The 13,809-nt window shown below is 59.9% G+C and carries 9 protein-coding genes; 5 read left to right on the forward strand and 4 right to left on the reverse strand.

All coding sequences use genetic code 11. The features are described from left to right. Positions 1-18: 18 nt before the first annotated feature. Together BLW21_RS18085 and BLW21_RS18090 are read left to right on the forward strand one after the other, a co-directional pair. Positions 19-1,041 (forward strand): glycosyltransferase family protein, encoded by a 1,023-nt coding sequence (locus tag BLW21_RS18085; RefSeq protein WP_092743015.1) that lies wholly within the window; start codon positions 19-21, stop codon positions 1,039-1,041. A gap of 242 nt (positions 1,042-1,283) precedes the next feature. Then, complete coding sequence (locus BLW21_RS18090; RefSeq protein ID WP_092743018.1) at positions 1,284-2,729, forward strand: GH1 family beta-glucosidase; 1,446 nt, start codon at positions 1,284-1,286, stop codon at positions 2,727-2,729. Between the two features lie 936 nt (positions 2,730-3,665). Here the strand turns inward: BLW21_RS18090 and BLW21_RS18095 are convergent. Further along, a complete protein-coding gene (locus tag BLW21_RS18095) occupies positions 3,666-6,866 on the reverse strand; it encodes a TonB-dependent receptor (protein ID WP_092743021.1) in 3,201 nt (1,066 codons plus the stop codon). Positions 6,867-7,206: 340 nt separating this feature from the next. On the opposite strand from BLW21_RS18095, the gene BLW21_RS18100 reads away from it, so the two are divergent. Further along, the gene (locus BLW21_RS18100) at positions 7,207-9,663 is read left to right on the forward strand and encodes a bifunctional YncE family protein/alkaline phosphatase family protein (protein ID WP_092743024.1); all 2,457 of its coding nucleotides are present in this window, start codon (positions 7,207-7,209) and stop codon (positions 9,661-9,663) included. 36 nt (positions 9,664-9,699) lie between these two features. Here the strand turns inward: BLW21_RS18100 and BLW21_RS22150 are convergent, their stop codons facing one another. After that, positions 9,700-10,047, reverse strand: a complete 348-nt coding sequence (locus BLW21_RS22150) for a transposase (RefSeq protein ID WP_092743027.1) — start codon at positions 10,045-10,047, stop codon at positions 9,700-9,702. Between the two features lie 621 nt (positions 10,048-10,668). Here BLW21_RS22150 and BLW21_RS21610 point away from each other — a divergent pair. Beyond that, on the forward strand, positions 10,669-10,809 hold the full coding sequence (locus tag BLW21_RS21610) for a hypothetical protein (protein WP_175471036.1): 141 nt from the start codon (positions 10,669-10,671) through the stop codon (positions 10,807-10,809). 126 nt (positions 10,810-10,935) lie between these two features. Here the strand turns inward: BLW21_RS21610 and BLW21_RS18120 are convergent, their stop codons facing one another. Both BLW21_RS18120 and BLW21_RS22155 read right to left on the reverse strand, forming a co-directional pair. Continuing rightward, positions 10,936-11,076 (reverse strand): hypothetical protein, encoded by a 141-nt coding sequence (locus tag BLW21_RS18120; RefSeq protein ID WP_175471037.1) that lies wholly within the window; start codon positions 11,074-11,076, stop codon positions 10,936-10,938. Positions 11,077-11,215: 139 nt separating this feature from the next. Beyond that, positions 11,216-11,650 carry a transposase gene (locus BLW21_RS22155; RefSeq protein WP_394331660.1) on the reverse strand — a complete coding sequence of 145 codons (435 nt, stop codon included), beginning with the start codon at positions 11,648-11,650 and terminating at the stop codon, positions 11,216-11,218. A 323-nt stretch (positions 11,651-11,973) separates the two neighbouring features. Here BLW21_RS22155 and BLW21_RS18130 point away from each other — a divergent pair, with 323 nt between their 5' ends. Beyond that, positions 11,974-13,275, forward strand: a complete 1,302-nt coding sequence (locus BLW21_RS18130; RefSeq protein WP_092743039.1) for an amidohydrolase family protein — start codon at positions 11,974-11,976, stop codon at positions 13,273-13,275. Positions 13,276-13,809 lie beyond the last annotated feature (534 nt).

Here is a 13,809-nt window from a genome sequence, read left to right on the forward strand (position 1 = left end):
GCCCCCCAACCTGCTGCTATGCCCCGTATTCTTTACGCTATCCAAGGCACCGGTAATGGTCACCTGAGCCGGGCGCTGGATATCGTGCCCTTGTTGCAAGCCAGAACCCGCCAGCTCGATGTGCTGGTAAGTGGTCCGCCCCCCGATCTGACCCTGCCCTTTCCGGTGCAGTACCAGTGCCACGGCATGGGGTTTGTCTTTGGCAAAAAAGGCGGCATCAACTTCGCCAAAACCTTCTGGCAGTTGAATTCGGCGGCTTTTGTGCGCGAGATACGGGCATTGCCTTTGGATAAGTACGATTTGATTATTAGCGATTTTGAGCCCGTGTCCGCGTGGGCCTGTCGGCTACAGCACCGGCCCTGCGTAGCCCTGAGCCATCAGAGTGCCGTGCTGCACCCGGCCGCGCCCCAGCCCAAGCGCGCCGATCCGGTGGGCCGGGCCGTGCTCCGGCATTACGCGCCCACCACGGCCCACTACGGTTTTCATTTCGCGGCGTACGCTCCCGGTATTCATACGCCCGTCATTCGCCGGCAGGTGCGGGAGCTGCTACCCGAGCAGCGGGAGCACTACACGGTGTACTTACCCGCTTTCGATGAGAAATTACTGGTGAATCGGTTGCGCTACCTCAGCCGCACCGTTCGCTGGGAGGTCTTCTCCAAGCACAGCGTCCGCGAGGCCGAATATGGCAACGTGCGGGTACGCCCCGTGAGCGGCGCGGCCTTCACCAACAGCCTGGCGCACAGCGCGGGCGTGCTCTGCGGCGCGGGTTTCGAAACGCCGGCCGAGGCCTTGTACTTAGGCAAGAAGCTGCTGGTGATACCCATGAAAAATCAGTACGAGCAGGCATGCAATGCGGCCGCGCTGGCAAAAATGGGCGTGCCGGTAGCCAAAAGTCTAAAAAACAAGCACCTTGATACGCTCGACCACTGGCTGCGCGAGGGCCGGGCGATACCGGTGCAATACCCCGACGAGACCGGCCAGATTCTGGACACCTTGCTGCGGGAGCACGCGGCGGTGCCGGCCCCGACCATTTTCATTTAACGTGCAGCGGGCGGAAGGAGCGCGGAAGGGCGTTATGGTACGCGGAATCGAAGCCTCTATAGCGCAACGACACTGCTAACCAGCAGGCACCACTACTACCAGCCATTCATCGGCATCACGCAACATGAGGAGGCTTGAGAAGAGGTAAACTACTTATTTTCGCTTCCTGCTCATACGACTTAGTGCCAGGCAAGCAGTTGTCATACAGCTGCCTGCCCGGCGGCTGCCCCATTACTGCCTTCATGACCGATTTACCCGCCGCTTTCTTTCCCCCGACCACCCCCCCCCACTACTCCCGCGCCGATTTTGGGCCTGACTTTCGGTGGGGCGTGTCGACTGCGGCTTACCAGACAGAGGGCAGCTGGGAGGCCGAGGGCAAGGGGCGTAGCATCTGGGATGAGTTTGTCCGCGGCCGCCGGGCTATCAAAGGCCGTGAAACGGGCGACGTAGCCAGTGACTTTTACCGGCGCTGGCCCACTGATCTGGACCTCATGCAGCAGTTGGGCATTCCCAACTTTCGGTTCTCAACGGCCTGGGCGCGGGTGTTGCCAACGGGTACGGGCCCGGTAAACGCCAAGGGCCTGGATTTCTACGACCGGCTGGTAGATGAATGCCTGGCCCGTGACATTGCGCCGTGGCTCACCGTGTATCACTGGGATTTACCCCTGGCGCTGCAGCAGCAGGGGGGCTGGACCAACCGTGCCGTAGTGGGTTGGCTGGCCGATTACGCGCAGGTGCTGGCCCGCCGCCTCGGCGACCGGGTGCAGCATTGGATGGTGCTCAATGAGCCAATGGTATTTACGGGAGCGGGGCATTTGCTGGGCCTCCACGCGCCGGGCCGGCGCAGCCTGGGCGCCTTTCTGGCCGCTACGCACCATGCCACGCTGGCCCAGGCCGAGGGCGGCCGGGCACTACGGGCCGCCTTACCCGCCTCCGCCCAAATTGGTACCACTTTCTCGTGCTCCTACCTCACGCCCTGGCGGGCGGGGCTGCCCCGCGACGAGCGAGCCACCCGCCGCGCCGATGCCATTCTCAACCGGCTGTTTGTGGAACCCGCTTTGGGACTGGGCTACCCCACCGCCGAGGCGCCGTTGCTTAACCGCTTAGAACGTTACGTACAGCCTGGGGACGAGGCGCGGTTGCCCTTTGCCTTCGACTTTTGGGGAGTTCAGAACTATACCCGGGAGGTGGTGCGCCACGCCCCTTATGTGCCGCTGCTGTGGGCCAACCTGGTGGGGGCGGCCCGGCGCGGTGTACCCTACACGCAAATGGGCTGGGAGGTGTTTCCCGAAAGCCTGTACCACATGCTCCGGCAGTTCAGCGCCTATGCTAATGCGCCGCGCCTACTCGTTACCGAAAATGGCGCGGCCTTCCCCGACGTAGTAACTCCCGCCGGCCAGGTGCACGATGTAGCCCGGCAAGCCTACCTGCAGGCCTGTATCGGACAGGTGCTGCGGGCGCGGCGGGAAGGCCTGGCCGTGGAGGGCTACTTCGCGTGGTCCTTTACCGACAACTTTGAGTGGGCCGAGGGCTATGCGCCGCGCTTCGGACTGGTGCACATCGACTATGCAACCCAGCAACGGACCGTGAAGGACTCCGGCTGGTGGTACCAGCAACTGCTGGCCGGCGAAGTAATAACAACTATTCCATCCTTAGGCAGCACCACGCAAAAAGCTACTCGCTGCTGATTATCAGCAACTGATGTTACGCAACAGCTGCGCTTATCGATGAGAAAACGTATTTCCTGAAGCAGGGGCAGCGCCTTGCTAAAGGCAAAGCGCAAGCAGGGCGTAACAGCCGTTACGCAAATTACTGCGACAGTAGCTCCGTAATTCTGATTTACGGCCGAAGCCCTACTTAAAAGTAGAACGGCCACCTCTGCAGGGGTGGCCGTTCTACTTTTAAGTAGGGCTTCGGCTAGCTGGTAAGTACCAAGTGGGTTTGCAACGGGGCAGTGCTGGGGCCGCTCACGCGCAACAGGTAGACGCCGACGGGCTAAAGAGCCCGGCAGAGTTAGGGGCAGCTGCTCGGTAGCAGTTGCCGGATGCAGGGGCTGGGTGTGCTGGACTCGGCGCACGGCGTCGAGTATCTCCAGGCGAAGGAGACTGGCCGGTGCGGCCAGTGAGCGTGAGCGTAAGGTGCTGGCCGGCCCCGGCCGGGTTGGGGCCACGATGAGGGCGGCGGCCAGCTCGCCGGCTTTCGGGGCGGTAAGGATAATGACGTTGCTAAAGTGGGCGGTGCCGTCGAGGTCGAGTTGCTGGAGGCAGTAGTAGAGTGGGCCGGTAGCAGTGGGCGGGGTATCAAGGGCCGAGTAGCTGCGGCTGGTGGAGCTGGTGCCGGCGGTGGCCACGATGGTGAAGGTGCGGGCATCAGTCGAGCGCTGCACCCGGAACTCGTGGGCGTCGAGCTTCTAGGCCGTGGTCCAGCGCAGGCGGATGCCGGTGGTCGCCCGTAAGCTGGCAGCACATCAACCTGCAAAGAGAATTTGATTTCCCCGACGAGGCACTCACCGATGCCCTGAGCTTTACCCTGAGTGTGTTACTTGCCTTTGAGCGTTAAATTAATGAACATCAAGTCATTATAGCAAAAAATGTGACTTTCGGACCAAACTTTTAACCAAGACTCTAAAACGCGTAGCGTACCCCGAGCTGAATTTGGTAGGGGGTGCCGTTTTTCTGGACGACGCCCGCGCCGGAATTGATCGTGTAGATATATTGCTGGGTTGCCTGGCTGAAGCCCGCCACGTTCAGCAGATTCTGGTTGCCTAGGTTGAAATTCCCCCCCCAATCTTTGTTAAGTAAGTTGGCGAAGTTGAACACATCGATGGACAACTCCAGCGACTGGGTTTTAAACGTTTTAATACTTTTCAGTAAGCGCACGTCTACCACGCCGGTCAGTTGCTTGTTCACGCCGCCGTTGCGGTCGGCGATGGTGCCGAAGCTTTCCCGGATGTAGTCTTTGGCCCGGCTGTCCGACTCGTTGAGGAGTTGGTTGAGGGCGGTTCGGATGTTCTCGGAGGTGCTGGGGTCGTTAGGGTCGGGCACGAACGCCAGGTCGTTGCGCACGCCGGTCTGGCCTACGAAGTCGCCGTTAATATCGCCGGCTACCAGCAGCGAGTAGCGCGTGCCGCTGATGCCGCTGAAGCGGGCATTCAGGCTAAAGCCCTTCCAGACCGGCGACACGCCGTAGAGCACCACTTTGTGGCGGAAATGATTGTCGGAGTAGTTCATTTCCGACAAGTCGCGCGGGTCGCTCTTGACGGGCCGGAACGTGGAGGTGTTGGCCACGTTGCCGTTGTAGGAGGTGTTGTCGCGGGCATCGTTCAAGGTGTAGCTGGCGTTGAAGGACCCGATTCTGGGTAGCTCCACCTGCGCGTCCACGATGAGGGTGGCGGTGCGCAGTTTGGCCCCGTTGGTCAGCACCAGAGTGCGGCCCACCAGCTTGGAGCGGCGGCTGAGCACGTTGTTGGTCTGGCCCCGACTCGAAATGGTGTTGGCCGGCACGAACACGCCCCGGTTTTCCTCGTTGGCCAGCCGAAAGTTTGGCTCATCCCGCAGATTGCCGTCCAGGTACACGTAGTTGTTATCGGTGCGCGACACCAGCGCGTTCACGCCCACCCGCAGCCACTCGTTCACGATGCGGTTGTAGCTCAGGTTGGCCTTGTACACGGTGGGTACCTCGAAATTGGGGTCAGTCAGGTTGATGGTTGCCACCGGGGTTGTGCCGGCCGGCACGCCCGGCACCGTGGAGGGGTCCTGGCGGTAGCCGGGGAAGTTGGGCCGGGGCACGGGGTTGACGGCGTTGGGGTTGTTGGGCCGGGTCACGTCGATAGCCGCGATTTGGGTGCCGTCGTTCTGAATATTGTTCAGCTGGGCGTAGTTGATGACGTAAGCCGAGAACACGCCCCCGCCCAAACGGAAGATGTCGCGGCTTTTGCCCCCAACATCCCAGGTCAGCTGCAAGCGGGGCTGAATGTTGTCCCAGTCGGTGATCTGGGCGTCGGTGCGCAGGCCCAGCTCCTGCTCCACCAGCGGGTTATAAGCGGCGGGCGTGAGGTAGCTGGTCACGTCGTAGCGCACGCCGAGCTGGGCCGTCACGTCGGGGTGGGGGTTGTAGAGCGCCTGGGCAAACACCGAGGCATCGAGCACCGAGTGCTGCACGTCGGGGATGCCGTTCAGGGGCACCTCGCGGGCGTAACGGGAGGGGTTCAGGTCATTGAACTCGCGCAGGCTGTTAAAGATAAAGCGCCCGTTCTGCTCATTCGACACGTAGTTATCCAGAAACGTGAGCATGTTGTCGGTGCCGAAGGTGAAGTTGAACCGGCCGGCCGTGAGGTAGCTCGTATTCACCAGCTGAAGCTGATTTACCTGCTGGGTTTCGGGCGTGAAGCGCTGCCCACCGAACTGCACGTCGGTCTGGCCCGTGCGCCCGTCGGGTAGCACCGAGCGCACCGTTACGATGGCCCGCGGAATATTATTGGCCGGCAGCTGGGGGTTGGGCTCGATGGCGTTGTACGAGTACACGTACTGCATTTTCAGCTCGTTCAGCAGCTTGCTCGAAAACGTGGACCGCAACGACAGCGCCGTGCTGTTCTCGCGGGAGCTGAAGCCGGCCCAGGTTTCGTAGAGGTTGATGCGGGAGTTGTCGTCGGTGCTGGTGGGATTGTCCCAGTCGCTGTAGTTGTTGCGCAGCGTGAGCCGGTGCTTGTCGTTGAGCTGCCAGTCGATACGCGCGAAAACGGTGGTGGCCAGGGTTTTGCGGTCAAACGAGCCGGTTTGCCGCTCGCTGCTCAACCCGTATTTTTCCCGGCCGATGCTGATTACGCTGTCCAGCACGGCCCGGCTGATGCTCAGGGCCTGCTCATCATCGGGCCGCTGAATGTCGGCAATGAAGAAGGGCAGGGCCTGCTGCTGCCGGTCGAGGGCCACGAAAAAGTGCAGCTTGTCTTTGATGACGGGGCCGCCCAGGCTGAACCCGTACTGCGTGGTGCTGAAATCCACGGTACGCTTGTTGCCCCGGATATCCCGCGGGTTGGCCAGCCAGTCGGCGCGGTGGTAAGTAAAAGCCGAGCCGGTAAAGGTATTGGTGCCCGACTTGGTGGCCGCGCTGATGACGCCGCCGCCCTGCCGGCCCTGCGTTACGTCGTACACGTTGTAGGCGACTTCAAATTCGCGGATGGCTTCCAGCGACAGCGTGTAGGGGCCGCGGCCGATGGGGCCGCTGGTAAGCATGTTGCGCGAGCTTAGGCCATCAATCAAATAATTGGTGGAGGAGGCCAGTTGCCCGCCAATGTTACGCCCGTTGGAGGTCGGTGCCAGGTCGGCCAGGCTGGTAAAGTCGCGGTTAAGCGCTGGCAGGCGCTGGATGGCCTGCGCCCCGATAGCCGTGCTGCTGCCCAGGCGGTCGATGCGGCTGGTCAGGGCATTCTCCGTCACGACAACCTCCTGGAGTTGCTCCGCCGACTCGCTGAGCCGGAAGTCCACCGTTATCCGGTCGCCCTGGTTGAGGGTGTAGCCCGTGCGCCGCTGGGGGGCAAATCCAACGAAACTGACGTTAATCTCATACGGGCCGCCCAGGGGCAGCTGGCGCAGAGCGTAGCGCCCGTCGGCGCTCGTGGCCACGCCGGTCTGGAAGCCGGTCGAGCCGTTTTTGACCACGACGGTCGCGCCGGGTACGGCCTCGCCCCGCGCGTCCTGCACTACGCCCGCGATGGAAGCATCCGTGGACTGGGCCCGCAGCGGGTGCGTCAGCACGGTCAGCAGCACCCAGAGCAGGCCAGTCAGCAGCCAGGGCCGCCGGAGCGGAGAGAGTAGCGGATTTTTCATAGCAGAGGAAGAAAGTGAGATGGATTGGCGGCCAAAAGTATCCTTCCTGCCTCTGGTTTTATCTGGCTAATTTCATATTTCACCTAAGGTTGATGCCGGCTTAATACAGGCTTCACATGGCGGCAGGCAAGGTTGTGCTTATGTTAAGCCTCAGTGGCTTACTAGCTTTGTTCTATTCTTCCACCAAATGGTAATCTGGCTCTTGGCCGAAGTGCCACCTCGACCGGCAGTACATCAGCTGTAGCATAAGCCAAAGACTTTCTTGTATTAATTCTGTGTTACCTCGTCAGCTTTGGGCTGGCCGCTGGTGTACCTTCGCGGAGTCTCAACTCCGCTGCCCATGAAATTTTCCGCCTTGCTTCTGTTGCTGAGCTGGCTGCTCGCTGGCTGTGCCTCCACCACCCGCCCGGATGCGGCAGGCGCCGCTGCCCCTACCGCTCCGCCGGTGTTGCCGGGCCCACTCCCGGCCACGCAGCAAATGCTGCTGCCCAACGGCTGGAAGCTCTCGCCGGCCGGCCAGCAAGTCCCGCTCGGCGACTTGCCCCTGAATCTGGTGGTGAGCCCCAGCCAGCAGCTGGCAGCCGTTATCAACTGCGGCTGGGGGGCAAATTCAGTGCAATTGTTGCACCCCACTTCGGGCGCTGTGCTTGACGAGCAAGTTATCAAAGCCGGCTGGGTGGGACTGGCTTTTGGCCCCGAGGGAAAGACGTTGTACGCCTCCGGGGGACAAAAAAACCGTATTTATTGCTTTAAGGTCGAAGGCCAGAAGCTGGTGCCCGACAGCGCCATCGTGCTGGGGGAGGAGTGGCCCAAGCAGAAAATAGGCGTTGCCGGCCTGGCCGTGGATGCGCGCCGCCAGCTGCTCTACGCCGTCACCCGCGAGGATAGCGCCCTGTATATCGTTGATTTGCGTACCCGCGCTCTGGTGAGCCGCCTGCCCCTGGGCAGCGAGGCCTACACCGCCGTGCTGGCCCCCGATGGCAACAGCCTCTACATCTCGCTCTGGGGCGCTTCGGCCGTGGCCGTCTACGACCCACGCCAGCAGCGCCTCTCGGCCCGCATTCCCGTCGAGAGCCACCCCAACGATATGACCCTGAGCCGCGACGGGCGCCGCTTGTTCGTGGCCAATGCCAACAGCAACTCCGTGTCGGTGCTGGATACCCGCGCCGGCCGGGTCATCGAAACCTTGTCTGCTACCTTGTTCCCCAACGCCCCGGCCGGCAGCACCACCAACGGCGTCACGCTCTCGGCCGACGAAACCCAGCTTTTTGTTGCTAATGCCGACAACAACTGCCTGGCCGTATTCGACGTGCGCGAGCCGGGCAAAAGTAAGTCGCTGGGCTTCGTGCCCACGGGCTGGTACCCGACGGCCGTACGCGCGGTGGGCAACACGCTGCTGATTGCCAACGGCAAAGGCAGCGCCTCATCCCCCAACGGCGAGGACGGCCCTAACCCGCTCAAAAATACCCCCCGGCCGACCCAGTACATTGCCGGCCTGCTACGCGGCTCGCTCTCGGTGCTGCCCGTGCCCGACGCGGCGGCCTTGGGGAACTTTTCGACCCAGGTGTACGCCAACACGCCCTATACCGAGGCCCGCGAGCAGGCCCCCGACGTGCCCGCCGGCAACCCCGTGCCCCAGCGCGTGGGCCAGCCTTCGCCCATTAAGCACGTCTTCTACATCATCAAAGAAAACCGTGCCTACGACCAGGTGTTGGGCGATATGCCGGAGGGTAACGGCGACAAAAGCCTTTGCCTGTTTGGGGAAGACATTACGCCCAACCACCACGCCCTGGCCCGTGAGTTCGTGCTGCTGGATAACTTCTACGTGGATGCCGAGGTCAGTGCCGATGGCCATAACTGGAGCACGGCCGCCTACGCCACCGACTACGTGGAAAAAACCTGGCCCAGCAACTACTCGGGCCGGGGCGGCAGCTACGACTACGAAGGCGGCCGCGGCGAAGTAGCCGTGCCCAAAGACGGCTTTATCTGGGACTACTGCCAGCGCGCCGGCGTGAGCTACCGCAGCTACGGCGAGTTCGTGGCCAAAGGCAAAGCCACCGTCAAGGCCCTGGAAGGCCACATTGACGCCGATTACCCCAGTTATAACTTGCAAGTGCTGGACGTGGACCGCGAGAAGATCTGGGAGCGGGACTTTGACAGGCTGGTAGCCGCCGGCCAGGTGCCCCAGTTTCAGGTAATTCGCTTGCCCAACGACCACACGGCCGGGGCCCGGCTCGGGGCCCGCACGCCTCAGGCCTACGCCGCCGACAACGACCTGGCCCTGGGCCGCCTGATTGAGCATTTGTCGCAAAGCCCGGTCTGGAAAGAGTCGGTAGTGATGGTAGTGGAAGACGACGCTCAGAACGGCCCCGACCACGTAGACGCCCACCGCAGCACGGCTTACCTGGCCGGCCCCCACGTGCGACGCGGCGCGGTTATTCACACCATGTACTCCACGGCCGGCTTGCTGCGCACGATGGAATTGATTCTGGGGTTGCCCCCCATGAGCCAGTACGACGCGGCGGCCCTGCCTCTGTGGGAATGCTTTACCAGTTCACCGGACCTAAAACCCTTCGTCGCCCGTCCCGCCCGGGTGGATCTGAATACAAGGAACATAGCCGTCAATCGCAGCTCCCGCGAGGCCGAAAAATTCAACCTCTCCCGCGAGGACGCCGCCCCCGATATTCCCTTCAATGAGAACATCTGGCGGGCCGTACGCGGCGAAAATAGCGTAATGCCCGCCCCCCGCCGCAGCGCTTTCGTACGCGCCGTGGCGGAGAAAGACGAAGATGATTAGCGTTGTTTCCAGGATTTTTCTGCCTGTTGGGCGGATTTACACGTTAATCCCGCCAGACATAAGTTCACAAAAACGACTGTGGCTGTTGCAGAACTCGCCCTGCTGGGAACAGAGTTGCTGCGGTGATTTCTGCGGGATGCTGTTTGTCGTGTTCGCAGCCGAAAAAGGAGGCCACGGGGGCGGTGGTGGAGGTAAGACGAGGGCTATTACTTTGCCTTTGCGGGGCGGATACTTGAGTAACCTTTTCAGATTATAGGCAATCGCCGCCAAAAGCATCGTCTTCCGGGCCCCGGCTTTGCCGCGAGTGCCGACGTGCCGCAGATCATAATGATGGATCAGGTTGCCAAACACGGGCTCGACCGTGCTTTGGCACTTGCACCGCATTAGCTGACTAGATTCTCCAGTCGGCCTACGAGCACCAACTTAATGAACACGACCGGGTCGAGCGACGGGTGCCCGGTATGACTACAAAGCGCGCGCGTTTGCTCGTAGAGAAACGTCGAGTATACCAGCTCAGCGAGCCGGTGGTAGAGGTTATGGGGCGGGATCCACTCGGAGAGCCGAAAGCTGGTTACTTCTTTGTCGAAATACTGCTTCTTGCCTTGCATGCTTCTGCTACAAAACGCGCCCGAATTCGGTCATGGGTTCTGCAACAGCCACGACCGGTTTAAACGAAAAAACTGTCAACCTATTTCCGGACAAGACGAGCGCCATTTCCACCCAATTATTCGACCAATGCGGCAATAATTTCGCCTGCTACCATCGAAGCCTTTTTCTGCATCAGGGGCAGGGAAATTGCCGGACTGGACCTGGGCGGCTGAGCCGGGGTAAAGCGGACGCTCAGCGCGGTCACGTTGACGTGCATCTGCCTAACCTGCGCTTTGTGAACATGGTAAAGGACACCGGAAAGACCTATTCGCCGGGGCAGGAGAAAGTTTGTAGCGGGTGGGTAGGCCGCCATGTGCCGGAGACAGGTATCTTTGGGCAGAACTTACCTTTTTTTGTATGACGACCAAGACCACGAAGGACGAAACTACCCCGGCTGCTGCGCCTCAGCAGACTGAACTCACGCGTGAGACCATCCACCGTCGCGTAAAGATGGCCCAGGAGCGTCGCCGCCGTAAGCTCAAGCACGTGAACCCCTAGTTCCTGCTGGCTTTCGCCGCAAAAAAAGCCTCTTCTACGCAAGTAGAAGAGGCTTTTCTGTGACAGCCCTGGTTACCGTCCGGCCAGTGCCCTCTCCTCGACTTCCATTCTTCCTTCATTGCGCGCCTATCGTCCCAGCCAGTCATAGAAATTGGTTAGCCGGTCGCCGCTCACGAAGACTTCGTGGCGTGGCGTGGGCACCAGCTCCAGTTTGAGCTTGCCGGCCGAGTAGGTTTTCTGCACGGTGCGGATGGCGGCCAGGCTCACCAGGGAAGCATTCTTATAGCAGTTGAGGGATAAAATTACGCTAAGAGCGTGTTTGGGAATTAGGCGAAGAGGTGTAAACACAAGGTTATGCTAGCGAGTAGCAGCCAAGTGACATGATGGCGAGGGGTGTAGTCGACGGCTAAGCGGCGAAAACAGGCCAGCCAGGAAAAGGTACGCCCGACGACCTAGCGCTGGGCCACGGGCACGAAGCCTTGAGTAGTGGGGGGCAGCTGACAACTTCATGGCGCAGGCGCAATGGGCGCAGGTGGTCGGCAAAAAGGGCCCGATACGCCGCGTCGGTGAGGATGGTTCGCAAGCGCGCCGCCCACCAGGGCCGGTGCAGGCCCACTGCCCCGCGGCTGTCGTGCTGGTGAGCCGCGTGTACGTGCGCGGACCAGCTGCGCCCGCCCGAATCGGTCAGCAGCTGGCCTTTACGGCCATTGACGTGCTTGCCCCCATCTACGCCCCGGTGTTCGAAGATGCGCGGGGCTAGCTTGACGCGCTGACTGGCGGCGCAACCCAGCGCGGGGAAAGTTTCGCATCCTTCCCGCAGGCAGTCCAGGGTATCGAGCACTGTGTTCAGGCGCTGCCACAAGCCGCTTTTCTGCCAGCGGTAGAAATAGTAGCAGACGGCCGCCCAGGGTGGGAATTGCGGGGGCAGGGCTGGCCATTAGCAGCCCGTGCGGCAGACGCAGCGTAAGGCATGGAAGACGTGGCGCAAACACAAGCGCCGACGTTGTTGCACCAGCAGCAGCAACTGAATAACTTGCCACTGCGAGTCAGGGAGGAGTTGATAGCCGTCAACCATCATGTAGCCTGGAGCCTAGGAACTCCGACTACAACTCACTGACTCGTTTTTATTTAGGCTCCATCCCAATTTCCCAACACGTTCTGACAATGAAGTACTGCTATTTCCTATTGCTCTGCCTTTTTTCCCTTGTGGGCAACAGCCAATCCCTGAAAAAGGCGGAAGGAAGCTATGCCTTCCGGGGGGTGAACGTGGTGGATGTCCAATCGGGATCCATCGTATCCAACACTAATGTGCTTGTCAGCAATGGGAAGATCGTGAAAGTTGGGCGCAACAAGCAAAAGTTACCCAAGGGCACGGTGGTGATTGATGCGCAGGGCAAATTCGTCATGCCCGGCATGTACGACATGCATGCCCATTTTCCCAACGTGGATGGCGAACCCTTTCCCGTTGACGACTACCTGTTTCTCAACCTGTCGCGGGGCATCACCTCCCTCCGGATCATGCGGGGAGCCCCGGTCGTGTTGGATTGGAAACAAAAAATCATCAACAAAGACGTAATCGGGCCTACTCTTTATGTTGGTTCGCCCGCACTAGTGGTAGATGAAAAATTGCAAAAACAAGATCTGCGCACACTCCTGGCAGGCTACCAGCGTGATGGCTACGATTTTATTAAATACCTCGGCGGCAACAACCAGGGTGTTTATGACTCCATCAACCACATCGCAAAAGAAATCGGCATAAAAGTCGCCGGTCATGGACCACCCATGGGCCTGGAGGCAGCAGTAAACGCAGGTCAGTCGTCGGTGGAGCACATCGAACCTTTCATCGGTCTTTATTTATACGACAGCACGCGCTATGCCGCCGCAATGAATAAGTTTGTGGAGAAAAGATTATGGTCGTGTCCCGACCTGTACTGGTACCTGATTTACGGTTATCAAATTCCAAAGCAGAAGTTACTGGCCTCTCCCGGTATCGAATATGTTTCGAAAGAGTTGGTGGCCCGCTGGGAAAAAGAGCTGTATGGCATCGATAGCGCCGCACTCAAACGAAAATATGATAGCTATTCTTTTCGGATAAATGCGTACAAAAAATTGTTGGCGTACAAGGACAAACAGGGCGTCAATCTATTAGTGAGTCCTGGCGACGGCGTATTTATTATTCCCGGGTATAGCTACTTTGAAGAAATGAAACTGTTCGCACAGTGCGGCATGAGTAACGCAAATATACTGAGAGCGTGTACGTACAACGCTGCCCAATATTTTGACGATGACAACCTGGGCAAAATTGAAGCAAATCAAAATGCCGATATCGTTTTACTCGATGCGAATCCACTTCTGGATATTACAAATGTTACTAAGATAAGTGGTGTAATGGTTCGCGGCCAGTGGTTCTCCAAAAAGGAAATAGACGAGAAATTATCGGCGATAAAAAAGAAATACAATAACTGACAGCGCATGCGTAATCACCCGCACGATTCTTTTGTAAGAGCGTGTTTGGGAATTCAGACCCGATTGAGCGACCTGGTGCTGTTGGCCAGTACTAGCCAGGCAATATGGCTGGCAGGGGTAAACTCGTACTCAACGACCACGCGGCGGAAGCAGGCCCGCCAGGCGAAGGTGCGCTCCATAACCCAGCGCCGGGCGCCATCACGCTCCGGGTCTGAGGCAGCAGTTACCCACGTATCCGGGACCTCAGGACCGAAGCCCTTTGACCTGGCAGCGGTATAGGTGCCTGCCGGAAGCCGCAGTACTGCCGGCTTGGCAGCTGGCCTCGGCCACGAGCGGCGGACTGGTTAGCAAGTCGTAGCCAGCTCGGAACTGATAGGGCAAGCGGTGCTGACGGCTCAAGCGCAACTCGCCTGGCAGATTGCGGCAAGCTCCATCCATCCAAACGGCCTGCATCATGCCATCTATGGGCTCCTCTCAGAAAACGGAAAATATAGCCCGCTAAGGAATCCGACCGGTTTAAGGGTGAGAAAGTGT

The sequence above is a fragment of the Hymenobacter psychrophilus genome, assembly GCF_900107135.1.
GTDB classification, from domain to species: Bacteria; Bacteroidota; Bacteroidia; order Cytophagales; family Hymenobacteraceae; genus Hymenobacter; species Hymenobacter psychrophilus.

Coding starts and splice junctions, on each gene's coding strand:
- BLW21_RS18130 (WP_092743039.1), top strand. CDS start 11,974: ATGAAGTACTGCTATTTCCTATTGCTCTGCCTTTTTTCCCTTGTGGGC.
- BLW21_RS18100 (WP_092743024.1), top strand. CDS start 7,207: ATGAAATTTTCCGCCTTGCTTCTGTTGCTGAGCTGGCTGCTCGCTGGC.
- BLW21_RS18095 (WP_092743021.1), bottom strand. CDS start 6,866: ATGAAAAATCCGCTACTCTCTCCGCTCCGGCGGCCCTGGCTGCTGACT.
- BLW21_RS21610 (WP_175471036.1), top strand. CDS start 10,669: ATGACGACCAAGACCACGAAGGACGAAACTACCCCGGCTGCTGCGCCT.
- BLW21_RS18085 (WP_092743015.1), top strand. CDS start 19: ATGCCCCGTATTCTTTACGCTATCCAAGGCACCGGTAATGGTCACCTG.
- BLW21_RS18090 (WP_092743018.1), top strand. CDS start 1,284: ATGACCGATTTACCCGCCGCTTTCTTTCCCCCGACCACCCCCCCCCAC.
- BLW21_RS22150 (WP_092743027.1), bottom strand. CDS start 10,047: ATGCGGTGCAAGTGCCAAAGCACGGTCGAGCCCGTGTTTGGCAACCTG.